This window comes from Lentzea sp. JNUCC 0626 (genome assembly GCF_043632865.1).
In the GTDB taxonomy this organism is placed as follows: Bacteria; Actinomycetota; Actinomycetes; order Mycobacteriales; family Pseudonocardiaceae; genus Lentzea.
Genome location: NZ_CP171635.1, coordinates 9,068,414 through 9,092,756 on the forward strand (window position 1 = coordinate 9,068,414; position 24,343 = coordinate 9,092,756).

Annotated in this window: 25 protein-coding genes; 19 read left to right on the forward strand and 6 right to left on the reverse strand. The window is 69.0% G+C overall.

Going from position 1 to position 24,343, the window contains the following annotated elements:
• Positions 1-8: 8 nt before the first annotated feature.
• Positions 9-263, reverse strand: coding sequence for a hypothetical protein (locus tag JNUCC0626_RS42530; RefSeq protein WP_394616288.1), 255 nt, complete (start codon positions 261-263; stop codon positions 9-11).
• Positions 264-968: 705 nt separating this feature from the next.
• Here JNUCC0626_RS42530 and JNUCC0626_RS42535 point away from each other — a divergent pair.
• Complete coding sequence (locus JNUCC0626_RS42535) at positions 969-3,956, forward strand: AfsR/SARP family transcriptional regulator (protein ID WP_394616289.1); 2,988 nt, start codon at positions 969-971, stop codon at positions 3,954-3,956.
• 3 nt (positions 3,957-3,959) lie between these two features.
• Here the strand turns inward: JNUCC0626_RS42535 and JNUCC0626_RS42540 are convergent, their stop codons facing one another.
• Entirely contained in the window at positions 3,960-4,955 is a 996-nt protein-coding gene (locus tag JNUCC0626_RS42540; RefSeq protein ID WP_394616290.1) for a hypothetical protein, read from the reverse strand.
• A gap of 116 nt (positions 4,956-5,071) precedes the next feature.
• Between JNUCC0626_RS42540 and JNUCC0626_RS42545 the strand changes: the two genes are divergently transcribed.
• A complete protein-coding gene (locus JNUCC0626_RS42545; RefSeq protein ID WP_394616291.1) occupies positions 5,072-6,031 on the forward strand; it encodes an ABC transporter permease in 960 nt (319 codons plus the stop codon).
• Here the strand turns inward: JNUCC0626_RS42545 and JNUCC0626_RS42550 are convergent.
• Positions 5,927-6,334: a YjbQ family protein gene (locus JNUCC0626_RS42550; RefSeq protein WP_394616292.1), complete on the reverse strand. Its 408-nt coding sequence runs from the start codon at positions 6,332-6,334 to the stop codon at positions 5,927-5,929. The two genes, JNUCC0626_RS42545 and JNUCC0626_RS42550, sit on opposite strands and share 105 nt — an antisense overlap.
• A 4-nt stretch (positions 6,335-6,338) precedes the next feature.
• Positions 6,339-6,896 carry a sugar O-acetyltransferase gene (locus JNUCC0626_RS42555; protein ID WP_394616293.1) on the reverse strand — a complete coding sequence of 186 codons (558 nt, stop codon included), beginning with the start codon at positions 6,894-6,896 and terminating at the stop codon, positions 6,339-6,341.
• 22 nt (positions 6,897-6,918) lie between these two features.
• Here JNUCC0626_RS42555 and JNUCC0626_RS42560 point away from each other — a divergent pair, with 22 nt between their 5' ends.
• From JNUCC0626_RS42560 to JNUCC0626_RS42575, 4 genes are read left to right on the forward strand one after another with little or no spacing between them, the layout of a single operon-like run.
• Entirely contained in the window at positions 6,919-7,866 is a 948-nt protein-coding gene (locus JNUCC0626_RS42560; protein WP_394616294.1) for a glycosyltransferase, read from the forward strand.
• An 11-nt stretch (positions 7,867-7,877) separates the two neighbouring features.
• Positions 7,878-8,342 carry a DUF4442 domain-containing protein gene (locus JNUCC0626_RS42565; protein ID WP_394616295.1) on the forward strand — a complete coding sequence of 155 codons (465 nt, stop codon included), beginning with the start codon at positions 7,878-7,880 and terminating at the stop codon, positions 8,340-8,342.
• Positions 8,335-9,288 carry an aminotransferase class V-fold PLP-dependent enzyme gene (locus JNUCC0626_RS42570; RefSeq protein ID WP_394616296.1) on the forward strand — a complete coding sequence of 318 codons (954 nt, stop codon included), beginning with the start codon at positions 8,335-8,337 and terminating at the stop codon, positions 9,286-9,288. The genes JNUCC0626_RS42565 and JNUCC0626_RS42570 overlap by 8 nt, the downstream gene beginning before the upstream one ends.
• A 55-nt stretch (positions 9,289-9,343) precedes the next feature.
• Positions 9,344-10,081 carry a hypothetical protein gene (locus JNUCC0626_RS42575; protein ID WP_394616297.1) on the forward strand — a complete coding sequence of 246 codons (738 nt, stop codon included), beginning with the start codon at positions 9,344-9,346 and terminating at the stop codon, positions 10,079-10,081.
• Between the two features lie 38 nt (positions 10,082-10,119).
• On the opposite strand, the gene JNUCC0626_RS42580 is transcribed toward JNUCC0626_RS42575, so the two are convergent.
• Positions 10,120-10,548 carry a ferritin-like domain-containing protein gene (locus JNUCC0626_RS42580; RefSeq protein WP_394616298.1) on the reverse strand — a complete coding sequence of 143 codons (429 nt, stop codon included), beginning with the start codon at positions 10,546-10,548 and terminating at the stop codon, positions 10,120-10,122.
• A complete protein-coding gene (locus JNUCC0626_RS42585; RefSeq protein ID WP_382440946.1) occupies positions 10,545-10,988 on the reverse strand; it encodes a hypothetical protein in 444 nt (147 codons plus the stop codon). Before JNUCC0626_RS42585 ends, JNUCC0626_RS42580 begins: the two co-directional genes overlap by 4 nt.
• Positions 10,989-11,117: 129 nt before the next feature.
• Between JNUCC0626_RS42585 and rimP the strand changes: the two genes are divergently transcribed.
• The 13 genes from rimP (at position 11,118) to JNUCC0626_RS42650 (ending at position 24,324) form a co-directional block, all read left to right on the forward strand.
• Positions 11,118-11,642: a ribosome maturation factor RimP gene (gene rimP, locus JNUCC0626_RS42590; protein ID WP_382440945.1), complete on the forward strand. Its 525-nt coding sequence runs from the start codon at positions 11,118-11,120 to the stop codon at positions 11,640-11,642.
• The gene (nusA, locus tag JNUCC0626_RS42595) at positions 11,639-12,652 is read left to right on the forward strand and encodes a transcription termination factor NusA (protein ID WP_394616299.1); all 1,014 of its coding nucleotides are present in this window, start codon (positions 11,639-11,641) and stop codon (positions 12,650-12,652) included. The genes rimP and nusA overlap by 4 nt, the downstream gene beginning before the upstream one ends.
• Positions 12,653-12,778: 126 nt before the next feature.
• Complete coding sequence (locus JNUCC0626_RS42600) at positions 12,779-13,018, forward strand: YlxR family protein (protein WP_394622222.1); 240 nt, start codon at positions 12,779-12,781, stop codon at positions 13,016-13,018.
• A gap of 87 nt (positions 13,019-13,105) precedes the next feature.
• Positions 13,106-16,297, forward strand: coding sequence for a translation initiation factor IF-2 (infB, locus tag JNUCC0626_RS42605; RefSeq protein ID WP_394616300.1), 3,192 nt, complete (start codon positions 13,106-13,108; stop codon positions 16,295-16,297).
• Positions 16,298-16,369: 72 nt separating this feature from the next.
• Positions 16,370-16,666 carry a DUF503 domain-containing protein gene (locus JNUCC0626_RS42610; protein WP_394616301.1) on the forward strand — a complete coding sequence of 99 codons (297 nt, stop codon included), beginning with the start codon at positions 16,370-16,372 and terminating at the stop codon, positions 16,664-16,666.
• A gap of 13 nt (positions 16,667-16,679) precedes the next feature.
• Positions 16,680-17,129, forward strand: a complete 450-nt coding sequence (rbfA, locus tag JNUCC0626_RS42615) for a 30S ribosome-binding factor RbfA (RefSeq protein WP_394616302.1) — start codon at positions 16,680-16,682, stop codon at positions 17,127-17,129.
• Between the two features lie 636 nt (positions 17,130-17,765).
• Positions 17,766-18,752, forward strand: coding sequence for a DHH family phosphoesterase (locus tag JNUCC0626_RS42620; RefSeq protein WP_394616303.1), 987 nt, complete (start codon positions 17,766-17,768; stop codon positions 18,750-18,752).
• Positions 18,749-19,882 carry an ROK family transcriptional regulator gene (locus JNUCC0626_RS42625; RefSeq protein ID WP_394616304.1) on the forward strand — a complete coding sequence of 378 codons (1,134 nt, stop codon included), beginning with the start codon at positions 18,749-18,751 and terminating at the stop codon, positions 19,880-19,882. Before JNUCC0626_RS42620 ends, JNUCC0626_RS42625 begins: the two co-directional genes overlap by 4 nt.
• Positions 19,883-19,932: 50 nt before the next feature.
• Positions 19,933-21,234, forward strand: a complete 1,302-nt coding sequence (locus JNUCC0626_RS42630; protein WP_394616305.1) for an MATE family efflux transporter — start codon at positions 19,933-19,935, stop codon at positions 21,232-21,234.
• Between the two features lie 138 nt (positions 21,235-21,372).
• Positions 21,373-22,698: an MFS transporter gene (locus tag JNUCC0626_RS42635; protein WP_394616306.1), complete on the forward strand. Its 1,326-nt coding sequence runs from the start codon at positions 21,373-21,375 to the stop codon at positions 22,696-22,698.
• A gap of 11 nt (positions 22,699-22,709) precedes the next feature.
• Positions 22,710-23,597, forward strand: a complete 888-nt coding sequence (gene truB / locus JNUCC0626_RS42640; protein ID WP_394616307.1) for a tRNA pseudouridine(55) synthase TruB — start codon at positions 22,710-22,712, stop codon at positions 23,595-23,597.
• Between the two features lie 20 nt (positions 23,598-23,617).
• Positions 23,618-23,920 (forward strand): hypothetical protein, encoded by a 303-nt coding sequence (locus JNUCC0626_RS42645; RefSeq protein WP_394616308.1) that lies wholly within the window; start codon positions 23,618-23,620, stop codon positions 23,918-23,920.
• Entirely contained in the window at positions 23,917-24,324 is a 408-nt protein-coding gene (locus tag JNUCC0626_RS42650) for a hypothetical protein (protein WP_394616309.1), read from the forward strand. The genes JNUCC0626_RS42645 and JNUCC0626_RS42650 overlap by 4 nt, the downstream gene beginning before the upstream one ends.
• Positions 24,325-24,343 lie beyond the last annotated feature (19 nt).

The window sequence follows — 24,343 nt, forward strand, 5'->3', positions numbered from 1 at the left end:
GGGAGAGGTCAGCTCCAGGGGGTGTCGTCGCCCTGCGCGCTGCCACCGCGGCCGGACAGCTTGATGGAGTTGTGGCTCCACGGTGTGTCGGTTGCGCCCCAAGGGGTGTCATTGGCGGTGCGCTGCTGCCAGGGGGTGTCGTTTCCTCCCCTGTGCTGCCACGGCGTGTCGGTGGCCTGCGCGGTGCCGGAGAGGAGCGTGAGCGCCAGCGCCGCAGGGACGGCGGAGAGAACCAGAGCGACGGCGGTCGTCTTGCGGATCATGTCGGCCTCCTCGTACTTGGTAGGACTTAAGGACTGCGAGATGTGTGCCGATGCCTTAGGAAGCGGCGGCTGAGAACGAAGTTAGGAGCGCGGCCCATCGCGGCTCTATCGCGCACCCGCCGCGTATCAATCGGTCGTGATGGCGGTGCGGCGGATGCCAAATGAGACGGTTCGGCGGCTGGTTCGCCAGTCGCCGCGCAGCAGTTACTACGCAGGGTGGTTGTTAATCACAAGAATTAGGTGCGGTGTACCGCAATAGTTAGATTCGTTTAGCGAACCGAACGAACGTCCTGCGCCGCACGGAGTAGTCCTTTGAGCTGGCAGGCCGTTTGGCGGCACGGTGTGCGGTCTTTGTGAAGTGAGGCTCCGTGCCAGGGAATTCTCAGGTTCACGTAACGGCTGATCTGCCGCGACACGCCGGATCTGATCATCTCCATATGAGATGCCTGTTGAGATCGGTATCATTGTGATGGATTGTGTCGTGATGCACAAGAAGGATCTTGACAGGTTTCCTCGCTGAGGCTAGTTTCGGAGCGTTCAAGTGGCAGATGTGAGGTTGCTTCATATTTTAGTCCACTCCTGGGTTGATGTCTCCGAAGTGCTTTTTTCGCGACTTAGGTGAAATGATTCAACAAAGGTGAGAACTACCGGGAGCACGAGGTGCGGGGGCATTGAGAAAAATAGAGGCGCGAGGGGGCGTCCGTCATGAGTTCAGCCCCTGATGAGGAACTGATCTTCAAGCTGCTCGGGCCGATCGAGGTAATCGGCGCCGAGGAGCAGGTGCAGGTGCCGCCGGGACGTCAGCTGACGATCCTGGGCGCGTTGCTGCTCGAAGCGAACCGCGTCGTCAGCATGGACCAGTTGATCGACCTCGTCTGGGAGCACACCCCGCCGTCGACCGCGCGAGCGCAGATCCAGATCTGCGTGTCCGCGCTCCGGCGGGAGTTCTCGAGGGTCGACGTCGACGCTCAGATCGAGACCCGGCAGCCCGGCTACCTGCTGAGAGTCGCCGCGGACAAGATCGACACCTTCCTCTTCGAACGTCGCGTGGCCGACTCCGACCTCGCCGTCCGGCAAGGCCGCATGGAGGAGGCGTCCGCGGTGCTGCGCGCCGCGCTCGCGTTGTGGCGCGGTCCTGCGCTGGGAGGCGCCGGGGCGACGTTGCAGAACAAAGCGCTGCGCCTCGACGAGAAACGCCTGTCGGTGTTGGAGAACTGCATCGACATCGAGTTGTTGCTCGGTCGGCATCACGCTCTTGTCGGTGAATTGCAGAGCATGGTCACCGAACACCCACTGCGTGAACGGCCACGTGGCCAGCTCATGCTCGCGCTCTACCGCTCCGGCCGGCAGTCGGAAGCGCTCGACGTTTACCGCGCCGGCCGCGACCTGTTCGTCGAGCACCTCGGTCTCGAACCGAGCGACCAACTGCGCAAACTCGAGACCGCGATCTTGACCGACGACGAGGTGCTGCGCCTCGACCAGGAGAAATCCGCCCCGGTCACCGTGCAGAACGTCGTGTCACCGCACCAGTTGCCGGCCACCATCTCGGACTTCATCGGCCGGCAGGACGTGGTGGCGCGCGCTGAGAGCGTTCTCGCGGGCGAGCACCTGACGATGCCCGTGGTCAACATCTCGGGCAAGGCGGGCATCGGTAAGAGCGCTCTCGCGGTGCACGTCGCCCATCGCGTCGCGGCCGAGACCTACCCGGACGGCCAGCTGTACTGCGACCTTCGCGGCACGCAGGCCCAACCGGCCACGCCCGCCGAGGTGCTCGGCCGGTTCCTGTCGGCGTTGGGCGCCGTGGGCTCGACGTTGCCCGACGGTGTCGACGAACGCGCCGACATGTACCGCAGCATGCTCGCCAGCCGGCGCGTGCTGGTCGTCCTCGACGACGCGGGCAGCGAGTCCCAGGTGCACCAATTGCTTCCGGGTTCGCCCACGTGCGGTGTCGTCGTTACGAGCCGTACGCGGTTGACGGGCCTTGCCGGGTCTCATTTGGTGGACGTCGCCTTCATGGACTCCGATGACGCTCTGGAGTTGTTGGGGCGCATCATCGGCACGGAGCGCTTGCAGAGCGAACCGGTCGCCGCGGCCGCGTTGGTGGACGTCGTGGGAGGGCTCCCACTGGCGTTGCGGATCATCGGCGCGCGCCTCGCCGCCCGCCCGCACTGGACGCTCGCCTCGATGGTCGGCCGCCTCGCCGACGAGCGGTACCGCCTCGACGAACTCGTGCACGGCGACATGGTCGTGCGGGCGAGCCTCTCGCTGACCTACGACGGCCTGGAGCAGGACACCCGCCGGGTCATGCGGCTGATGTCGTTGCTGGAGGCGGAAAGCCTGCCGGTCTGGACGGCCTCCGCGCTGACAGACGACGAGCGCCACCGCGGCTTCGACCTGCTGGAGCGCCTCGTCGACGCGCAGTTGCTGGACGTCGTCGGCAGCGACGTCACCGGCCTGCCACGCTACCGCTTCCACGACCTGATCCGCCTGTTCGCCAAGGAACAGCTCGCGGTGCACGAGGCGCCGGCCGTGCAGCTCGCGTCCGTCGAACGCGTCGCCGGCGGCTGGCTCGCCATGGCCGAGCAGGCGCACCAGCAGCTCTACGGCGGTGACTTCACCGTCCTGCACGGCTCCGGTCAGCGCTGGCAACCGAGCGCGCCGTACCTCGACCAGGTGTTGCAGGACCCGTTGGGCTGGCTGGAGAGCGAACGCCAGAACATCTGCGCCGCCGTGGTGCAGGCCGCCGACGCGGGCCTGGACGAGTTGAGCTGGGACCTCGCGATCACGCTCGTGACGTTGTTCGAGACCCGCAGCTACCTCGACGACTGGCAGCACACGCACGAACGCGCGCTCGACGCCGTGCGCAGGGCGGGCAACAAGCGCGGCACCGCGGCTCTGCTCTGCTCCCTCGGTTCGCTGCACCACAGCCAGCGCCGCATGGACGCCGCACGCGCCGCGCTGGAACCGTCGCTCGAACTCTTCACCGAACTGGACGACGCCCACGGCCTCGCGCTCGTCCGCCGCAACCTCGGGCTCCTGGAGTACAACGAGGGCAGGCCGGAGGTCGCGCTGCGGATCTTCGAGCAGTCGCTCACCGGCTTCAAGGGCGTCGGTGACGTCGTCGGCCAGGCCTACGTCGTGTCCCAGCTCGCGCAGCTGTCCCTGGACCGGGGCGAGCACGAGCTGGCGGTCGGCCAGCTGCGCGGCGCACTGGCGATGTGCCGGGAGATCTCCAGCCCGCGCGTCGAGGCGCAGGTGTTGTACCGGCTCGGCAGCGCGATGCTCGTGCAGGGCCGCTACGAGCAGGCGCAGCAGCTCATCACGTCCGTGCTCGCGATGGTGCAACGCTCCGGCGACACCGTGGGGGAGAGCTACGCACTGCACTCGCTGGGCCTGATCCACGGCCGCATGCGCATGTTCGCCGAGGCCGGACGGCTGCTGCGGCGCGCGATCCGGCTGTGCGAGGAGAACCTCGACCGGGTCGGGGCCGCGCGCATCCGCCTCGACCTCGCGCAGCTCGTGTCGGAGCGCGGGGAGATGTTCCACGCCATCGCCATCGTCGAGCAGGCGATGATGACGTTCCAGGAACTGCGGCTCCAGCTCTGGGAACGCAAGGCGCTCGCGGTGCTGGAGAAGATCACCGTCGTGAACTCGATGCACGCCGCCGTCCCGTCGAACGGCGGCGCGCGGTAGGCGTCAGGAGGTCGGCGTCAGCGAGTCGACCATCTTCTGCAGTTCCGACTCCTTGGGCAACGGCGGGGTGGCGCCGCCACCGCCGCCCTCCAGGTCGCCGTTCACGACCAGCACGTGCAGCTTGTTGCTGCCGTTGAGGACCACGACCTTCACCATGCCCTTGCTCGCCAGGCACTTGTTGCCGGTCTGCGTGATGGTGGCGTCGACCTGCACGCCCTCGACGACGACCTTCTTGCCGTCCTTCTGGGTGTGCTGGATCTTCACCGGCTTGGGCTCGGTGGTCGTCACCTTCGGGTCGACGCCCGACGAGTAGAACTGCGCCGCGACGGCCTTGGTGAAGTCCGTGGCGGTCTTGTTGACATCGCCCTTGGGGAGCAGCGTGCCGCCGTTGGTGCCCTTGGTGAACTGCTTGCCCTCGCAGGTGTAGTCGCCGTAGGTGGTGATGCCCGACAGCGAGATGCCCTCGAAGCCGTCCACCGGGATCTTGGCGTCCGCGATGACGTCCCAGTTCTTCGGGACCACGTAGTTGTAGCCGAGCGCCGTCTCGACGCACTGCTGGCCCTCGTTCTTCGGGCACGGGCTGTCGGCCGGCTGCGAGGTGGCGCTGGTCGGGGAGGACGTCTGCGGCTGCGCCGTGGTGCCGCCGTCGCCCCGGGACAGCACGAACCAGGTGACACCGCCGCCGAGCAGCACGACGAGGAAGACCGCGCCGACCACGAGCCACAGCGTCTTCTTGCCCTTGTTCGGGGGCTTGTCGTCGAAGCCGCCGTACACGCCCAGGCCGCCGTACCCGCCGTAGCCCTGCTGGGGGAAGCCGCCCTGCTGCGGGAAACCACCGGTCTGCGGGTAGCCGCCGGTCTGGTACCCACCGCTCGAGTAGTCGCCCTGCTGCTGGCCGCCGGTCTGGTAGCCACCGCTCTGGTGGTCACCCTGTTGCTGCTGGCCCCAGCCCTGCTGGTCGTTCCAGCCGCCCTGTCCGCCGCCACCTGGGTAAGTCACGGGCAAACGGTACCTGGTGGGTCTGACAGAGGCTTAATTCATCAAGCGTTGACTTTCGGCGCGGCGCGGGCGTACCGTCCTCGCTAAATTCAACGCTTGATGAACTAGGGAGGCAGATGATGCGCACCGCGCTGGTCACCGCCGTCGCAGGCGCGGTGGTGGCTTTTCTCCTGGGACTGCTGACGTTCGGCGTGCAGGCGACCGTGCACCCGCACGACGTTCCGCTCGCCGTGGTGGCGCCTGCGCCGATCGCGGACCGCGTCGCGCAGGCCGACTCGGCCGAGGTCCAGCTCAGGGTCGTGGGCTCCGCCGAGGCCGCCGCTCTGCTGCGGGACAAGGAGGTCTACGGCGTGCTGGAGATCGCGCCGGGCCAGGCGACGATCCGGCTCAACCCCGCCGTGAACCCGTCCGGCACGCAGGTGGCGCAGCAGGTGCTGACCGGTGTGGCCCAGGGCGCCGGGGTGCCGGTGAAGGTCGAGGCGCCGGCCGTGTCCGCCGCCGAACGCACCGCGCCGCTCGCCGCGTCCGCGCTGCTGTGGGTCGGCGGGATGGTCGCCGGACTGCTCTTCGTGGTGCTCAAGGGCAGGCGCCTGCGGTGGTTGTCCGCGCTCACCGCGGCCGTGCTGGTCACGGGCTCGACCGTCGGGCTCCTGGCGTGGTGGGGCGTCACGTTCGACGCGACCGCCCTCGCGTTCCTGCTCGCCGTCGCGGTGTCGTTCGCGCTGCTGCAAGCAGGCCTGTTCCGGCACCTCGGCATCCGCGCGATGGGGATCCTCGGCCTGCTCTACCTGATGGCGCCGGCCGTCGCGGGCCAGGTGCCCGAGCTGCTCAACCCGGCGTACCGGGCGGTCCTGTGGTCGTGGACGCCGTTCCGGTTCTCGACCGAAGGCCTGCGCACCCTCATGTACGACGGGTCCATCGGCACCGAGTGGTGGGTGTTCGGCGGTATCGCGCTCGTCGGGGTCGTGCTGCTAGCCGCGAAGAAAGCTCAGACGGACCGTGCGGACGGGGTTGTCGACGTTGGTGTCGACCAGGCAGATGGACTGCCACGTGCCGAGCGTCAGCACACCGCCTAGCACCGGGATCGTCGCGTAAGGCGGCACGAGCGCGGGCATCACGTGGTCACGACCGTGGCCGGGGGTGCCGTGCCTGTGCCGCCACTTCACGTCGCGCGGGAGGATCCGTTCCAACGCGGTCAGCAGGTCGTCGTCGCTGCCCGCGCCCGTCTCGATGATGGCGACACCCGCCGTCGCGTGTGGCACCCACACGTGCAGCAGGCCGTCGCCGTCTTCTTCTTCGAGGAACCGCTCGCAGTCCCGCGTCAGGTCGTGCACGACCTCGTCGGAGCCGGTGCGGATCTGGATCTCCTCGCTGCGCATGACCTCAGATCTTACGAACGACCCGTGCGGGGTTGCCGACCGCGAGGACGTGATCAGGCAGATCGCGCGTCACGACACTGCCCGCGCCCACGACCGTGTTGTGCCCGATCGTCACACCGGGACACACGATGACGCCGCCGCCGAACCACACCTTGTCGCCGATGACGATCGGTGCGGTCGTCTCCCACCCCTCGATCCGTGCGTCATGGTCCTCGATGGGGTGCAACGCGGTCAGCAACTGCACATTGGGGCCCATCATCACGTGATCGCCGATGGTCACCGGACCGCAGTCGAGGATGACGCCGCCGTAGTTCATGAAGCTGTTCGCACCGACGCGCGTGTTGTAGCCGTACTCGATCTGCAGGCGCTGCATGAACGTCGTGTTCTCGCCGATCTCCGCCACGAACCCCTTGAGGATCGCGTACATCCCGTCGAGGTCCTCGGGGTCGTGCGCGTTGAACCTGGCCATCTCGCGCCAGCCGCGGCGGCGGTCCGCGTCGAGCTCGGGGTCAGCCGGGAGGTAGCGCTCGCCGTTGATCATCTTCTCGCGGTTGGTTCCCATAGCGCTTCAGTATCGTCGCGGCATGCGCGTGCTCTTCGCCAGCATGGCCACGGTCGGCCACACGTTCCCGATGATCCCGTTAGCGCTCGCACTGCGTGATGCAGGCCATGAGGTGCATTTCGCCGTGGGTGATGACATGCACAACGAGCTGGACCGGTTGGGGTTGAAGCCTTTCCGGCCCGGCATGGTGTTCGGAGAGATCTACGCCGAGGACGTCGCGCCGGAGCTCGAACGCGTGCTGCCGGATCTGGTGATCAGCGGCTGGGCGGTGCCGGAGGTCTACCGGGAGGCGCGGCGGCGGGCGTTTCCCGTGCTGTGGCACGGGTTCGGGCGGATGTTCGCGGACGGCATCGGGCTCGCGCGGCCGGAGTCGGGGCGGCATCTCGACATCTGCCCGCCGTCGTTGCAGGACAAGGGCTTCGTGCAGGACCGGCTGCTGATGCGGCCCGTCGCGCACGAGATGCCCGGTGAGATGCCGCGGCGCACGCACGAGAAGCTGATCTACCTCACGCTCGGGAGCGTGTTCGGCACGCGGGACGCGTTGTTGCCGGCCATCGCGGGACTCGCCCGGTTGGACGCGCAGGTGGTGGTGGCGGCGCCCAAGGCGACGCTCACGCACGTGCCGTCCAACGTGACGGTGCACCAGTGGTTGCCGCAGATCGAGGTGATCCGGCAGGCGGACCTGGTGGTGCATCACGGCGGGAGCGGCACGATGCTCGCGGCATTGGCCGAGGGGGTCCCTCAGGTCGTGTTGCCGCAGGGCGCGGATCAGACCGGCAACGCTCATGCGCTCGTGGCGTCGGGTGCGGCGGTGTGGCCTGACGCGGTGAGTGCGGACGCGATCGCGGAGAGCGCACGACTGGTGCTCAGCGCCGGCCAGTATCGGGAAGCTGCTGGTCAGGTGGCCGAGGAGATACGTCACATGCCGTCGCCGGAGGAAGTTGCGGACAGGCTGGCGGAGGTTGTGTAACACTGTTTTTTATGAAGGCAAGCCGCCTGCGCTTCGGGATGAACCTGTGGCCGCCGTTCCTGTTCGCCGGTATCCGCGTCGAGGAGATCTCGGCGGACTACCGGTATGCGCGCGTGCGGATGCGTCTGCGTCCGTGGAACCGCAACTTCTTCGGCACCCACTTCGGCGGTTCGCTGTTCGCGATGACCGACCCGTTCTGGGTGTTGCTGCTGTTCAACCAGCTCGGCGGCGAGCACGTCGTGTGGGACCAGGCCGGTGAGATCGAGTTCGTCGCGCCCGGCCGCGGCACGGTGTACGCCGAGTTCCGGCTGACCGACGAGCACGTCGCCCGGGTGCTGGAGCAGACCAGCGGTGGCGAGAAGGCGTTGATCTGGTTCGAGACCGACGTCGTCGGGCAGGATGGGGCCGTGATCGCACGGGTGAAGAAGCAGGTCTACGCGCGGCGCAAGCGCGACAAGCAGCTCGCGCATGCGTGAGGCCTTCGGAGCGGTTTTCGACGTTCAGGACGGCTACCTGAACACGGCGTCCATCGGGGTGCCGCCCCGGCACGTCGCGGACGCGGTCGCGGCGTCGTTCGAACGCTGGCGGCGCGGCGAGGACACCTCGTCCACGTTCAACGAGGCCGTCGAGACCTCGCGCGCGGCGTTCGGGCAGCTGATCGGGGTGCCCTCGACGTCGGTCGCCTGCGGTGCAACGGTTTCGCACTTCGTGTCGTTGGTCGCCGCCTCGTTGCCGGCCGGGTCCAAGGTGTTCGTCGACCCGGTCGAGTTCACCAGCGTCGGTCTGCCGTTCGTCGCCGCCGGGCACGTGATCGCGTCCACTGTGGACGAGGCCGATCTCGTTGCCACCAGCGTGGTGCAGAGCGCGGACGGCCGGATCGCCGACCTCGAGGCGCTGCGGGCGTCCGGGAAACCCGTGCTGCTGGACGTGTCGCAGGCCGCCGGGTGGATGCCGCTGTCGTTGGCGTGGGCCGATTTCGTCGTCGGCGTCGCGTACAAGTGGCTGATGGCACCGCGCGGCGCGGCCTGGATGGCCGTGCGGCCCGACCGCGCCGAGTCGCTGAAGCCGTTGGCCGCCAACTGGTACAGCACCGGCGAGAACTACGGCACCGAGCTGGTGCTCCGTTCGGACGCACGGCGGTTCGACCTCTCGCCCGCCTGGATCTCCCACGTCGGCGCCGCGGTCGCGCTCCCATGGCTGGCCTCTGTGGACCTCGACGCCGTCCGCGCGCACTGCGTCGGCCTGACGGATCGTCTTCTCACCGGCCTGGGGTTGCCGCCCACCGGCTCGGCGATCGTCTCAGTGGCCGGACCACCCGTCCAAGGAGTGGTTTCGTCGGTTCGCGCAGGTCGCGCGCGGTATGCATGTCACCTGTACAACACGATCGAGGACGTTGATCGGGTGCTCGAAGCGCTTGCGTGACCGCCGTCCGTTACCGTGGGTCCTTGTGTCGGAACCACGCCAGTCACCTGAAGAGGTGACACAGAACCTGCCTCGCTTCCCACCGAGGCCCACCGACACCGCGCCGTTGTACCCGGCCGACGAGCTCGTGAAGCTTCAGTCGATCATGGACAACCGCCAGCCGGGGCAGCAGCACATGCCTCCCCAGCCGCCCCCGCCCCAGCGCAGGTCGACGTGGGTGGGCAAGGCACTGGCGCTCGTCGGCGTCGCGGTGGCGTCCGGATTCGTGTGGTGGGTGTTGCAGCCGTCGGACCCCATCGACCAACCGGCCGCGCCACCGCAGAAGACCGCGGGGGAGTTCGAGTTCACCACCGTGCCGGAACTCCCGGAACCGGTGAAGGACAGCGACTGCGCGGCCCACGCGACGGGCCAGACGCAGGCGTTCTTCAAGACCACGCCGTGCCTCCAGCTGACGCGGGCGTTCTACACGGTCGTGCTGCCCGACGGCCGCACCGTGTACTCGTCGGTGTCCGTGGTCAAGATGAAGAGCACCGAAGAGGCCAAGGCGTTGCGCGAGCTGACCCAGAAGGACGGCACCGGCAACGTCAAGGACCTGGTGCTGGACAAGGCCATCACGGTGCCGTCGCTGACCACGCTGGGCAACGGCGGGTACGCGTCGGAGCAGCGCGAGCAGACGGTCGTGATCGTCGAGTCGGACTCGCCCGCCAAGGGCACCGACGCGATCATGCACAACAGGGAGATGAAGAAGGTCTCCAACGACGCGATCAGGCTCGCGTCGTCGTTCGCCGGCTAGGAGAGTTCGGGGCCTGCACCAGGTGCAGGCCCCACCTCTCAGCCTGACGCGACGCCGGGAAGCGTGATCGACGCCGGGGTCGTCCCAGCCGCCCTGCGCCACCGAGTGGCCCGCACGGCCGCCGTCGTCAGCGCCTCGAGGGCCGACGTCCGCAGCCCGGGATCGTCGGTCCGCTCCAGCACCCCGCGCCACGCCGCGCACGTGTCCTGCTCGACCGCGACCAGCGCCGCGAGCGCCGACGGGGCGTCCGACACCGGCGAGGGCGGCAGGTACGCGGCCGCCGGCGGGTTCGGGACGGCGCCGTGGTCGCGCAGCCAGCGCTCGGTGGTGTCGCGACGGGCCCGGTGCAGGTTCGCGCCCTCGGAGACGGCCGCCGCCTGGTCGCCCAGGAACGCCGACACCAGGCCGTAGGTCCACAACGCCGCCTGCTCGGTGCCGAGCGCGGTCTGGACTGACTCGACGCTCATCCGAGCACCTCCCGCAACGAGGCGCAGCCCGCCGCCACCGAACCGACCATGCCCGCCCGGTACGTCGGCAGCGACGCCACGGCCGCCGACGCCTCGCGCACGGCCTCGTCCAGCGCCGTCCGCAGGGCCGCCAGCGGGTCCGGGGGCGTGGGAGGCGTCGTGGGGGCGGGCGGGGCGGTGGAGGACAGCGGCGGGCGTTCGCGGTCCACCTCGGCCTGCAACAGCGAGGCGTGCGTCTCACGGGCCTTCGCGATCTCGGCCGCCGCGGGCACCGTCGTCAACGTCTGCGCCAGCTTCGCGTCCGCACGGGCCTGCGCCGCGAGGGCCGAGAGCGGGTCCGGCGGAGGCGGTGGCGGAGGTTCTGTGGTGCACGCAACGGCGAGCGGTGCGGCGGCCACCGCGAGCAGCACACGGCGGCGGCTGACCGATTCGGAGATCACGCGAACCCATATTGCCAGCAGCCGTGCGGGTCGGTGGGAGCCGGGCGAACGAGATAGTCTGGTCGTCCACGGCCGCCGGAAACAGCGTCGGCCGGGGTTTTCATGCGTTCGAACTGAAGGAGACACCACGTGTCCAGCCCGCCGCGCGGAGAGCTTTCCGCGCAGCTAGCACCCGTTGTGCGGGAAGCGCTCGAAGCCGCGGGCTTCGACCTCGACGCGCTCGACGTGAATCAGGCTGGGCGCCGCCGTCTGGTCAAGGTCGTCGTGGACGGTGAGGACGGCATCGGGCTCGACGAGGTCGCCGAGGCGAGCCGCGTGGTCTCCGCCGCGCTCGACGAGCACGACCACATCATCAACGGGCCGTACACCCTCGAGGTCACCTCGCCGGGTGTCGACCGCCCGCTCACCCGCCCGCGCCACTGGAAGCGCGCTCACCTGCGTCTCGTGAAGGTCAAGCAACCCGAGAAGGCCGAGTGGTTCGGCCGGGTCGGCGAGTGCGACGAGACCGGGGTCGAGTTGCTGCACAAGGACGAGCTGCGACGCGTGGAGTACCGACACATCGAACGCGCGGTCATGGAGATCGAGTTCAAGCAGCCGCCGGTCGAGGAACTGGCTCGGCTCACTCGGAAAGCACCGAAGGAGGAGCCGAGGTGAACGTCGACATCGCCGCCCTGAGGGCGATCGAACGTGAAAAGGACATCCCCTTCGAGACGGTCCTGGAGGCGATCGAGTCAGCCCTGCTGACCGCCTACAAGCACACCGAAGGGCACGCCACGCACTCACGCGTGGAGATCGACCGCAAGACCGGCGTCGTGCGCGTGCTCGCGCAGGACCTGGGTCCGGACGGTGCGATCCAGGAGGAGTGGGACGACACTCCGGAAGGCTTCGGCCGCATCGCGGCCACGACGGCGCGTCAGGTCATCCTGCAGCGCCTGCGGGACGCCGAGCACGAGCGCACCTTCGGCGAGTTCGCCACCAAGGAGGGCGAGATCATCGCGGGAGTCGTCCAGCGCGACGCCCGCGCGAACGCCCGCGGCATGGTCGTCGTGCAGGTCGGTGACACCGAGGGCGTGCTGCCGCCGGCCGAGCAGGTGCCGGGCGAGCAGTACAACCACGGCGAGCGCATCAAGTGCTACGTCGTGAGCGTCTCCCGTGGCGCGCGCGGCCCGCAGATCGCCCTGTCCCGGACGCACCCGAACCTCGTGCGGCGGCTGTTCGCCCTCGAGGTCCCGGAGATCGCGGACGGCACCGTGGAGATCCCCGCGGTGGCACGTGAGGCAGGTCACCGTTCGAAGATCGCGGTGAAATCAACGGTTGCCGGAGTGAACGCCAAGGGTGCCTGCATCGGCCCCATGGGAGCCCGTGTGCGCAACGTCATGCACGAGCTCGGCGGCGAGAAGATCGACATCATCGACTTCTCGGACGACCCGGCCACTTTCGTCGGGAATGCTTTGTCACCAGCGAAGGTTGTGTCGGTGCGGGTGCTCGACGAGCGTGCCAAGACCGCTCGCGTCGTGGTGCCCGACTTCCAGCTCTCGCTGGCGATCGGCAAGGAGGGCCAGAACGCCCGCCTGGCCGCTCGTCTGACGGGCTGGCGCATCGACATCCGCAGCGATGCGGAGGCTCCGGCGGCCGGTGCGGTCACATCCGGTTCGGCTGAATGAGCTCCAGGGGATAGAATTATCAACGGTTCAGCGTCAGGCGAGGTTTTCCAGCACATCGGCCCTGTTCGTACGTGCATCGGATGCCGCGCGCGGACGCTGCCGTCTGAGCTGCTGCGTGTGGTCGCGGTGGACGGTTCGGTGGTTCCGGACCTCCGTCGGCGGCTTCCTGGTCGGGGTGCTTGGTTGCATTTCGATCTCGAATGTCTCCGCAACGCCGAGCGGCGACGGGCGTTCTCACGGGCCCTCCGGGTCCAGGGAGCACTCGACGTCGCTTCGCTGCGTGAGCACGTGGAGCAGCAAGGGAAATTGGCCGTGGGACAGCCCCAGGGCCAGCAAGCATCAAGGAAGCAGGTCGACCCGTCATGAGTCAGCCGTGAAGCTGAAGACATGAACGCGCGACGTTAAGACGAGGTCGATGGGACTTGCCCGCCGGCCTCACGACCAAGGAGAGCAGTGGCAGGCAAGGCCCGCGTGCATGAGCTCGCGAAAGAGCTCGGTGTATCGAGCAAGGAAATTCTGAACAAGCTCGCCGAACAGGGCGAGTACGTCAAGACCGCGTCGTCCACCGTCGAGGCCCCCGTGGCCCGGCGACTTCGGGACGCCTACGAAGCCAAGTCCTCGAAGCCGGCTCCCAAGCCGTCCGCTCCGAAGCCGAAGGCACCCGCGCCCGCTCCCTCCGCCCCGGCGGCGGAGCAGAAGCCGGCATCCTCCGACAACAAGCCCGCCGGTCCCAGGGCCATGCCCGGCCCGCGTCCGGCTGCCCCGCGTCCGCCCGCACCGAAGCCCGCCCCGGCAGCACCTGCCGCGCAGGCCCCGGTCGCTCCGGCCGCGCCCGCACCGCAGCAGCAGGCCCCGGCCGCTCCCGTGGCTCCGGCCGCGCAGGCTCCGGCGGCCCCGAAGGCTGCTCCCGCTCCCGGCGTCAAGCCCGGTGGCGGACCGCGTCCGGGCCCGCGCCCGGCTCCGCAGCAGCCGCAGTCCCAGCCCCAGCAGCCGCAGGCACCCGCCGCGGCCGCCGGTGGTCAGCAGTCCCAGTCCGTGGTCCCGCCGCGCACCCAGGGCGCCAAGCCCGCGGGTCCGCGTTCGCCGCGTCCTGGCAACAACCCCTTCGGCGTCGGTGGCGGCAACGCTCCCGCGCCGCGCCCCGGCCCTCGTCCCGGCCCGCGCCCCGAGCAGGGCGGCGACCGCCCCGCAGGTGGTGGCCCGAAGCCCGGTGACCCGCGTCCGGCGAACCCGCGTCCCAGCGGTGCGCCCGGCCAGGGTGGTCCTCGTCCGGCAGCCGCACAGGGTGGCGGTCGTCCCGGCCCCGGCCAGGGCGGTCCCCGTCCGGCACCGGGTCAGGGCGGTCCCCGTCCCAACCCGGGCAACATGCCCCCGCGGCCGAACCCCGGCATGATGCCGGGCAACCGTCCGGCCGGTAACCGTCCTGGTCCTGGTGGCGGCGGTGGCCGTCCCGGTGGCGGTGGCGGTGGCGGCGGTCGTCCCGGTGGGGGCGGCGGCGGTGGCGGCGGCTTCCGCGGAGGCGGCGGCGGTGGCGGCGGTGGCGGCTTCCGTCCCGGTGGCGGCGGTGGCGGCGGCGGTGGCTTCCGTCCCGGTGGCGGCGGTGGCGGCGGCGGCGGTTTCCGTCCCGGTGGTGGCGGCGGCGCAGGTGGCGGTGCCCCTGCCGGTGGTGGCGGCGGTTTCCGCGGTCGTCCCGGTGGTGGCGGCGGCGCTGGTCGCGGCGGTACCGCTGGTGCCTTCGGTCGTCCGGGTGGTCCGGCGCGTCGTGGACGCAAGTCCAAGCGGCAGAAGCGCCAGGAGTACATGGACAACATGCAGGCGCCTTCGGTCGGTGGCGTCCGCCTGCCCAAGGGCAGTGGCGAGACGATCCGCCTCCCGCGCGGTGCCTCGCTGACCGACTTCGCCGACAAGATCAACGCCAACCCGGCGTCGCTCGTGCAGGTGCTCTTCCACCTGGGCGAGATGGTCACGGCGACCCAGTCGGTGTCCGACGAGATCCTGGAGCTGCTCGGCTCCGAGATGAACTACGTCGTGCAGGTCGTGTCCCCCGAGGAGGAGGACCGCGAGCTGCTCGAGACGTTCGACATCACCTACGGCGAGGACGCCGGTGACGAGGACGACCTGCAGGTTCGCCCGCCGGTCGTGACCGTCATGGGTCACGTCGACCACGGTAAGACCCGACTCCTCGACACCATCCGCAAGGCGAAGGTGCACGAGGGCGAGGCCGGCGGCATCACGCAGCACATCGGTGCGTACCAGGTGCGGACGGAGCTCGAGGGCAACGAGCGTCTCATCACGTTCATCGACACCCCGGGTCACGAGGCGTTCACCGCCATGCGTGCTCGTGGTGCGAACTCGACCGACATCGCGGTCATCGTCGTCGCCGCTGACGACGGCGTGATGCCGCAGACGGTCGAGGCGATCAACCACGCGCAGGCCGCTCAGGCGCCGATCGTGGTCGCGGTCAACAAGATCGACAAGGAGGGTGCGAACCCCTCCAAGATCCGCCAGCAGCTGACGGAGTACGGCCTCGTCGCCGAGGAGTACGGCGGCGAGACCATGTTCGTCGACATCTCGGCGAAGCAGGGCATCAACATCGACGGTCTCCTCGAGGCCATCCTGTTGACCGCCGACGCGTCGCTGGACCTCCGGGCCAACCCGGCCATGGAGGCCCAGGGTGTCGCGATCGAGGCGCACCTCGACCGCGGTCGCGGTCCGGTCGCCACGGTCCTCGTCCAGCGCGGCACGCTCCGCGTGGGTGACTCGATCGTCGCGGGTGACGCGTACGGTCGCGTCCGCCGCATGGTCGACGAGCACGGCGACGACGTGCACGACGCGACCCCGTCGCGTCCGGTGCAGGTCATCGGTCTGACCTCGGTGCCGCGCGCCGGTGACTCGTTCCTCGTCGTCGACGAGGACCGCGTCGCCCGCCAGATCGCCGAGCGTCGTCAGGCCCGCACCCGCAACGCCGCCAACGCGGCGAAGCGCAAGCGCGTCAGCCTGGAGGACCTGGACGCAGCGCTGAAGGAGACTTCAGCCCTCACCTTGATCATCAAGGGTGACAACTCGGGTACCGTCGAGGCCCTCGAGGACGCGCTCATGAAGATCGAGGTCGGCGACGACGTCGAGCTGCGCGTGATCCACCGCGGCGTCGGTGGCATCACCGAAGGCGACATCAACCTCGCCGTGGCCGGTTCCGCCATCGTCCTGGGCTTCAACGTCCGGGCCGAGGGCAAGGCGACCGAACTCGCGAACCGCGAAGGCGTGGACGTCCGGTACTACACGGTCATCTACCAGGCGATCGACGAGATCGAGGCGGCCCTCAAGGGTCTCCTCAAGCCGGAGTACGAAGAGGTCCAGCTCGGCCGCGCCGAGATCCGCGACGTCTTCAAGTCCTCCAAGGTCGGCACGATCGCGGGTTGCATGGTCCTGTCGGGCGAGATCCGCCGCAACGCGCGTGCTCGCCTGCTCCGTGACGGCAAGGTGATCGCGGAGAACCTCCCGATCAGCTCGCTCAAGCGGTTCAAGGACGACGCCACCGAGGTCCGCGAAGGTTTCGAGTGTGGTCTCACGCTCGGCAACTACAGCGACCTGAAGCTGGAAGACATCATCGAGACCTTCGAGATGCGCGAGAAGCCGCGCGCCTAGTAGGACGATGAGGGGGTGCGGAGCCGCTTTAACCAGTGGCTTCGCACCCCTTTCTTCTGGAGGATCTTGCCCATGTACGTGGGGGCTCTGGAACTGGACGTGCTTTTGGGTGACGTCCACTCGTTGAAGGAGAAGCGCTCGGTGATTCGGCCCGTGGTGGCCGAACTGCGCAAGCGTTTCGAAGTTGCCGCTGCCGAGGCCGGTCATCAGGACCTGCACCGGCGAGCGTTGATCGGTGTCGCCGTGGTTGCCGGCGACGCTTCGCATGTCAGGGACGTTCTCGCCGGCTGTGAGAGGCTGGTCGCCGGACGGCCCGAACTGGAACTGCTCTCCGCCCGGACGCGACTCGTCGGGCCGGAGGACGACTAGGAAGGGGAGGCTCGTGGCCGACACGGCACGTGCCCGCAAGCTCGCCAAGCGGATCTCTCAGATCGTCGCTTCGGCTCTCGAGCACGAGGTCAAGGACCCGCGTCTGGCGCGCGTCACGATCACCGACACGAAGGTGACCGGGGACCTGCACGACGCGACTGTGTACTACACCGTTCTGGGTGAGCGGTTGGACGTGGAGCCTGACTACGCCGGGGCTGCTGCGGCGTTGGAGAAGGCCAAGGGGGTGTTGCGGTCCCTGGTCGGAGCTCAGACCGGGGTTCGGTTCACGCCCACGCTTACTTTTATGACGGACACCGTTCCGGATGCGGCTCGGAAGATGGATGAGTTGCTGGCCAAGGCTCAGGCTTCGGATGCTGAGGTGGCTCGGTTGGCGGTGGGGGCTTCTCCTGCTGGGGAGGCTGATCCTTACAAGGCGCCTCGTGAGGATGACGACGAGGACTGAGGGTTTGGTTTTGGGCAAGTGGGCGGGCACGGGTTTCGTGTCCGCCCTTTTGTGTTCGCGGGTCGGCTTTTGCTGGGTGTCGTTGCGTTCCAGCGGGGTTGGTTGCGTTCGGTTGGTTGCGTTCGGTTGGTTGGGCTGCGGTTGCGAGGGTGGTCCATCAGGTCGTGACGAAGAGCGGGGTTGCGATTGGGGCTTGACCTTGAGCCTCTGGCGGGATGCGTTCGCGGCCTCAAAGGCCGGGGTGAAAGCGCCCCGGCCGGACCGGACAGGTTGGCATCCCGCCCCTCAAGGTAAAGCCCCAATCGCCATGAGCGGGGTTTACCGCTACCCAACCTGGTAGCAGCCCGTTCGGGCTCGCCTTCGGCTTCGCCACGCCAGGTTCCGTAGGTGGTGGGCTTACGTCTTCGGCTGTCCGGTTGGGTGCGCGCGCCGGGCCAAGACGGTGGTCGCCTTGCGTTCGCGACTGCGGTTGCTTGCGTGCACTGCCTCTGAGCTGGGGTGATGTGGCTCGTGGTGTCCGGCTTGTGGCGGTTTGCGACTGTCCCGGTGGCACGGTGCCGCAGGAATCGGATGGAAACTGTCTTGTCTGAGGGTGCCGTACCGCACTTCGGCACGGTTAGCGGCTAACGTCTCCCTGTGGCAGACGACCTGAGCACCACCATTGCCGAGGCCGCGCGGTTGCTGGCCGACGCCCGTGATGTGACCTTGCTTAGTCACATCAACCCTGATGCTGACACGCTCGGGAGTGCCTTGGCGGTGGGGCTTGCGCTGCAGCGGCGTGGGGTGGTGGTTCGGGTTGCCTTTGGTGAGCCCGAGGGTGTGCCGGAGAGTCTGAAGGCGTTGGACACCAACGGGCTGTTGGTGCATCGCGATGAGGTGCCTGCTGAGCCCGAGATGCTCGTGGTGATGGACACCGGGAGTTTGCAGCGGCTTGGGCCGTTGCAGGATCGGGTTGCCAACTGTCGTGGGCCCGTGATCGTTGTGGACCATCACGTGTCCAACACTCGGTACGGGACGTTGCACTGCATTGACGAGCATGCGGAGGCCACGGCGCTGCTGGCGCTCAAGTTGTTGGACGAGATGGGGGTTGAGGTCGACGAGTCGATCGCGCGGTGCATTTACGCGGGGCTCGTGACTGACACCGGGGGGTTTCGGAAGGCTGGGCCCGAGGCGCACAAGATTGCGGCGCGGTTGTTGGAGACCGGGGTGGACGCGTATGCCGTTACGCGGCCGTTGATGGACGCGCATCCGTTTGCGTACCTCGGGATGTTGTCTCGGGTGTTGGCCAAGGCTGAGCTTGATCAGGCGGCTGCGCACGGGCTGGGGTTGGCGCATGCGGTGGTGAGCCTTGAGGACGCTCGTGGGGTGCGCAGTGAAGAGGTGGAGAGCGTGATCGACGTTGTGCGCTCTGCTGCTGAGGCTGAGGTCGCCGCGGTGTTGAAGGAGCTTCGGCCTGGGTTCTGGTCCGTTTCGTTGCGGGCGGTGAGTCGGGTTGATGTTCGTGAGGTGGCGCAGGAACTTGGGGGTGGTGGGCATCGGCTGGCGGCCGGGTTCACCTTCGACGGGGCTGCGGAGCAGGTCGTTGCCGCGCTGAAGGGCGCGTTGGAGCGGGTGGGGTCATGACACGGACAGGAAGCCCGCGGCTGCTGCGGGAGATCAACGACCGGGCCGCTATCGAGACGTTGTTGCGCAGCGGTGCGATGACTCGGGCTGAGCTGGAGGAGGTCATCGGGCTGTCGAAGCCCGCTACCGCCCAGTTGCTCGCGCGGCTCGAAGAGGACGGCATGGTCGTCCGCACCGGGTTGCGTGGTGGTGGGCGTGGGCCGCGGGCGCAGATGTGGGCCGTCAACGGCGGTGTGGGGCACGTTGCCGCGGTGGCGTTGACGCCTGAGTTGATCGACGTGGCGATTGCCGACATCACCGGGTCGTTGCTGGCCGAGCACAGTTCGCCGATGCCCAAGGAGAACACGCTCCAGGTCTTTCGGGAGACGGTGCAGAAGGCGGCGGCGCTCGCCGGGTTGACGCTCGACGCGCTGTCGCACGTCGTGGTCGGCACGCCCGGTGCGGTGGATCCGTCCACCGGGCACCTCGGGTTCGCGCCGCACCTGCCGGGGCTCGTGGACGTCGACCTGCCGTCGACGTTGCGGGAGCTGCTCGGCGCGTCGGTGTCGATCGAGAACGACATCAACCTCGCCGCGCTGGAGGAGATGAGCTCCGGCCGGGCGATCGGGGTGCGCAACTTCGTGCTGTTCTGGCCCGCGGACGAGATCGGGTCGGCGGTCGTGGTCAACGGGACGTTGCTGCGCGGCGTCACCGGCGGCGCGGGTGAGATCGACTCCATGCAGGTGCCCGGTGGGCGGTACGGCGACCAGGTCGACAGCGACGCGATCGTCGAGTTGGCGGCCGAGTACGGCATCAAGGAGCCGTCCGGGCTGGAGGCCGTCGCGCACGCGTTGAACGCGGGTACCGAGGGTCGGCAGTTCCTGACGGTGCTGGCGCATCGGATAGCGCTGGGGCTCGCGAACGTCGTGTGCGTGCTCGACCCCGAGCTCGTGTTGCTGTCCGGGCAGGTCGCGCACGCGGGCGGCGAGACGTTGTGCGATCTGGTGGCCGCCGAGCTGTTGAAGCTCGTCGTGCCGCGGACGCCGGTGTCGCTCGCCCAGATCACCGCGAACCCGGTGCGGTCCGGCGCGTTGCACTCGGCGCTGGCCGTGGCGCGCGAGCAGGTGTTCGGGTTGCCCCAACGGTCCTGAGTGGCCGTCGTCACCCGACGGAAGAGCTTCGCAAAGCTTAGGTTCGACGGGTGGAGGATCGGGTTCCCGCTCGGCGGGTGATCGGGCTCGCGGTACCCGCGCTGGGGGTGCTGGCGGCCGAGCCGTTGTACGTGCTCGTGGACACGGCGGTCGTGGGACACCTGGGGGCGTTGCCGCTCGCCGGGCTCGCGCTCGGCGGTGTGCTGCTCACGCAGGTGTCCACGCAGCTGACGTTCCTGTCATACGGCACGACGGCGCGCACGGCCCGGTTGCACGGTGCCGGGCGGCGTCAGGAGGCCGTCGAGGAGGGCGTGCAGGCGACGTGGCTCGCGTTGGCCGCCGGTGTGCTCGTGGTGCTGCTCGGGCAGGTGTTCGCGCGGCCGTTGGCGGAACTGCTCGCCGGTGAAGGTGCCGTGGCGGACGCGGCGGTGGAGTGGGTGCGCATCGCGTTGTTCGGTGCGCCGTTCATCCTCGTCACGATGGCCGGCAACGGCTGGATGCGCGGTGTTCAGGACACCAAACGGCCTTTGAAGTACATCTTGATAGGCAACGGCATCAGCGCTGTGTTGTGTCCTGCGCTCGTGTACGGCGCCGGGTGGGGGCTTGAGGGCTCGGCGATCGCGAACGTCGTGGCGCAGCTGCTTTCCGCCGGGTTGTTCTTCAAGGCGTTGTTCGCGGAGCACGTGTCGTTGAAGCCGCAGTGGACGGCCATGCGCGCGCAGCTCGGCATGGGACGTGACTTGGTGTTGCGCAGCCTTGCGTTCCAGGCGTGCTTCATCAGCGCGGCGTCCGTGGCGGCACGGTCGTCCGTCGCGGCGTTGGGTGCGCATCAGGTCGTGTTGCAGCTGTGGACATTCCTCGCACTTGTGCTCGACTCGTTGGCCATCGCGGCGCAGTCGTTGGTGGGCGCGGCTTTGGGGGCGTCGAAGCGGCGGCAGGCCGAGAAGCTCGCCTGGCAGATCACGCGGTACGGGTTGGTGTTCGGCATCGGGCTCGGGATCGTGTTCGCGGCGTTGGTCACCGTGCTGCCGCGGGCGTTCACGACGGACGCCGGGGTGCTCGGCGAGATCCCCAACGCGTGGTGGTTCTTCGTTGCGCTGCAACCGATCGCGGGCGTGGTGTTCGCGTTGGACGGGGTGTTGCTCGGCGCTGGCGACGTGAAGTTCATGCGCACCGCGACGCTCGGCTCGGCGGTGATCGGGTTCCTGCCGCTGGTGTGGGCCTCGTACGCGTTCGGGTGGGGGCTCGCCGGGATCTGGACGGGACTCTCCGCGTTCATGGTGCTGCGGCTCGTAGCCGTCGTGTGGCGCACACGGTCAGGGGAGTGGGCCGTGGAGGGCGCGGTCCGTTAGGGCGCGTGTGAGCAGGCACACCGGCGGTGAGCCCCGAACGGGCGCTGTGTCCGACTTCACGGCATGAAATCGTTACCAAGAAGGTTGCTTAGGCGATGTAACTAATATCTGCCCGCTCTGACCTGGGAGAGTGTCGCCGTGCCGCCGGTCGATCGCGCCACCCGAACCTCGTGGCTGATCTGGACCACCGCCGTCTTCGTCTACTTCGCCGCCCTGTTCCACCGGACCACGCTCGGCGTGGCCGGACTGGAGGCGAGCGAACGATTCGGGCTCGGACCCGCTCAGCTCGGTGTGTTCACCGTGCTGCAGATCGGTGTCTACGCCCTCATGCAGATCCCCACCGGCCTGCTCGTCGACCGCTACGGGCCGCGCCGCATCCTCACCGTCGCCGCGTTGCTGATGGGCACGGGCCAGTTGCTGTTCGCCATCGCCGACTCCTACGCGCTGGGACTCACCGCACGCGCGGTGCTCGGCATGGGTGACGCGATGACGTTCATCAGCGTGATCCGCCTCGTCGCGACGCACTTCCCGCCGCGCCAGTACTCGCTCGTCGTCGCCGTGACGGCCACGATCGGCGGTTTCGGCAACCTCGCCGCCACCGTGCCGTTGACGCTCCTGCTCGGCTCGGTCGGGTGGACCTGGGCGTTCCTCGTCGCGGGTGGCCTGACCGCCGCGTACTCGATCGTGGCGTTCCTGCGGGTGCGCGACGTGCCGACGGGTTTTGTGGCGCCACGGCCGGAACCCGTGCCGTTGCGCAAGATCTGGCCGAAGGTGCGGCAGGCGTGGAGCGTGCCCGGCACCCGGCTCGGCTTCTGGGCGCACTTCAGCACGATGTCGACGCCCGCCGTGATCGGTCTGCTGTGGGGCTACCCGTACCTGGTGCAGGCGCAGGGCATGTCCCCGAACGCCGCGTCGTCCACGCTGGGCCTGCTCGTCATCGGCGGCATCGTGACGGGCCCGATCGTCGGCGGCCTGTTCTCCCGCAACCCCGAGTGGCGCATGCCGATCGCGGTCGGGTTCCTCGGGTTCGCGTTCACCGGCTGGGCCGTGCTGCTGCTGTGGCCGGGCGGGCACGTTCCCGCGCCCGTCATCGCCGTGGTGTTCCTGGTGCTGACCGTGGGCGGGCCGATCTCGGGCGTGGCGTTCGCGCTGGCCCGCGACTACAACCCGTCGCACCGGCAGTCCACCGCGAGCGGCCTGGTCAACGTCGGCGGCTTCCTCGCGGTGACGGTCTCGGCGCTCGGCATCGGGATCGTGCTGGACCTGCTGGAGGGCGTGCTGGCCCCGGCCGCGGCGTTCCGCGTCGCGCTGAGCTTCCTCGTGCTGGTGCTCGTGTTCGGGGGCTGGCGGATGCTCGTGTGGTGGCGCCGGGCCAGGGCCGCGGTGTTCGAGGCGGAGGCGCGCGGCGAGATGGTGCCGGTGCAGATCCGGCGTCGTCGTTGGGACGCTCTGCGCGTCGCTTAAGCTTCTCCGCCGTGAAACCCTCTGTTGCGCCGGGCCTGGTCGTCGTCGACAAGCCGGACGGCATGACCTCGCACGACGTGGTGGCGCGGGTGCGCAGGATCCTCGGCACCCGCAAGGTCGGGCACGCCGGCACCCTCGACCCGATGGCGACCGGCGTGCTCGTGCTCGGCATCGAACGCGCCACCAAGCTCCTCGGCCACCTCGCTCTCGACAGCAAGGCCTACCTCGCGACGATCGTGCTCGGCGCGTCCACCACCACGGACGACGCCGAGGGCGAGGTGCTGTCCACTGAGGACGCTTCGGGCGTCACCGACGAGGCGATCGCCGCCGAGATCGCGAAGCTGACCGGTCCGATCCAGCAGGTGCCGTCGTCCGTGTCGGCGGTGAAGATCGACGGCAAGCGCGCCTACGCCCGCGTGCGTGCGGGTGAAGAGGTCGAGATCCCCGCGCGCCCCGTGACCGTGCATCGGTTCGACGTGCTGTTCTCACGCCGTGAGGACAAGCAGGTGCTTCTGGACGTGATGGTCGAGTGCTCGTCGGGCACCTACGTGCGTGCGTTGGCCCGTGACCTCGGCGCGGCTCTGGGCGTCGGCGGGCACCTGGGGGCGTTGCGGCGCACCAGGGTCGGGCCGTTCGACCTGCGGGTGGCCAAGACGTTGCCGCAGCTGGAGGAGACGCCCGGCCTGTCGCTGGACCTGGACGCCGCCGTGGCCACCGCCTTCCCGCGCCGCGAGATCGACCCGGCGGAGGCGTCGGCGCTGTCGCACGGGCAGCGGCTGCGGGCCGGGGGGATCGACGGCACGTACGGCGTGTTCGGGCCGGACGGGCACGTGATCGCGCTCGCCAAGGACGAGGGCACCGCCTGCAAACCCGTGGTGGTGCTGAGCCCGGCTGGCTAGCCTCCTGGTGGGGGGTTCTCATGCGGCGGCGATGGCTTTCGTTCTACGAGTCCGACGGCAGGATGTGGGTGCGGCATCTGCGGCAGCGGCTCGCGCTGGAGCCGGGGATGACCGCGCGGATCGACGACCTTGGCCGGCTCCGGCGGAGGCTGACGATCAGCGCGGGCGGTGAGGTGCTGTGGTCGTGCAGGTACTGGCGCGAGCCCGGCTGGGAGCGCCTGTCGCAGTACCCCCTCCTCGCGGACACGTTCGTGGAGGAAGAGGACTTCGACTTCGGTCTGCGCGTGTCGAACTATCTCGCCCAGGCAGGTGGGAAGTCGTGACCGTGTACGTCGAAGCTCCGCACGTCGTGGCGTTGATCGAGGAGCACGGCCTGACCGTGGCCCCGGTCGCGTGGTCGGAGGCGTTCGCGCTGCGCCTGAGCCGGCTGGCTCCGATGGGGAACGGTGTGGACTGGACCGGCGTCGATCACCGCGTGGTCGCCTACGAGGCCTTCGCCGAGGCGGTGTGGCCGGACGTTGAACGACTGTTCGTCTGCTACGCCGCCGATCAGCCCGGCCTCGTCGCGGACGCGGCGTTCGTCGCCGAACACCTGGACGAGCTGTACTGGAAGGCGGCGGGCCACCGCTACCTGTGCGCGCTCAGGGGCGACGAGCCCGACTTCCGCAAGGTCATCACGTGGAACGGTGCCGACCGGCTGGTGTTCGCGCAGTGGCCGAACCGGTGAGGCGCCGTGGCGGCCCGAG

Coding starts and splice junctions, on each gene's coding strand:
- JNUCC0626_RS42550 (WP_394616292.1), bottom strand. CDS start 6,334: ATGCGCAGCGAGGAGATCCAGATCCGCACCGGCTCCGACGAGGTCGTG.
- JNUCC0626_RS42580 (WP_394616298.1), bottom strand. CDS start 10,548: ATGAGCGTCGAGTCAGTCCAGACCGCGCTCGGCACCGAGCAGGCGGCG.
- JNUCC0626_RS42645 (WP_394616308.1), top strand. CDS start 23,618: ATGCGGCGGCGATGGCTTTCGTTCTACGAGTCCGACGGCAGGATGTGG.
- JNUCC0626_RS42545 (WP_394616291.1), top strand. CDS start 5,072: ATGATGCGCACCGCGCTGGTCACCGCCGTCGCAGGCGCGGTGGTGGCT.
- JNUCC0626_RS42625 (WP_394616304.1), top strand. CDS start 18,749: ATGACACGGACAGGAAGCCCGCGGCTGCTGCGGGAGATCAACGACCGG.
- JNUCC0626_RS42565 (WP_394616295.1), top strand. CDS start 7,878: ATGAAGGCAAGCCGCCTGCGCTTCGGGATGAACCTGTGGCCGCCGTTC.
- JNUCC0626_RS42610 (WP_394616301.1), top strand. CDS start 16,370: ATGTACGTGGGGGCTCTGGAACTGGACGTGCTTTTGGGTGACGTCCAC.
- JNUCC0626_RS42560 (WP_394616294.1), top strand. CDS start 6,919: ATGCGCGTGCTCTTCGCCAGCATGGCCACGGTCGGCCACACGTTCCCG.
- JNUCC0626_RS42535 (WP_394616289.1), top strand. CDS start 969: ATGAGTTCAGCCCCTGATGAGGAACTGATCTTCAAGCTGCTCGGGCCG.
- JNUCC0626_RS42570 (WP_394616296.1), top strand. CDS start 8,335: ATGCGTGAGGCCTTCGGAGCGGTTTTCGACGTTCAGGACGGCTACCTG.
- JNUCC0626_RS42530 (WP_394616288.1), bottom strand. CDS start 263: ATGATCCGCAAGACGACCGCCGTCGCTCTGGTTCTCTCCGCCGTCCCT.
- JNUCC0626_RS42555 (WP_394616293.1), bottom strand. CDS start 6,896: ATGGGAACCAACCGCGAGAAGATGATCAACGGCGAGCGCTACCTCCCG.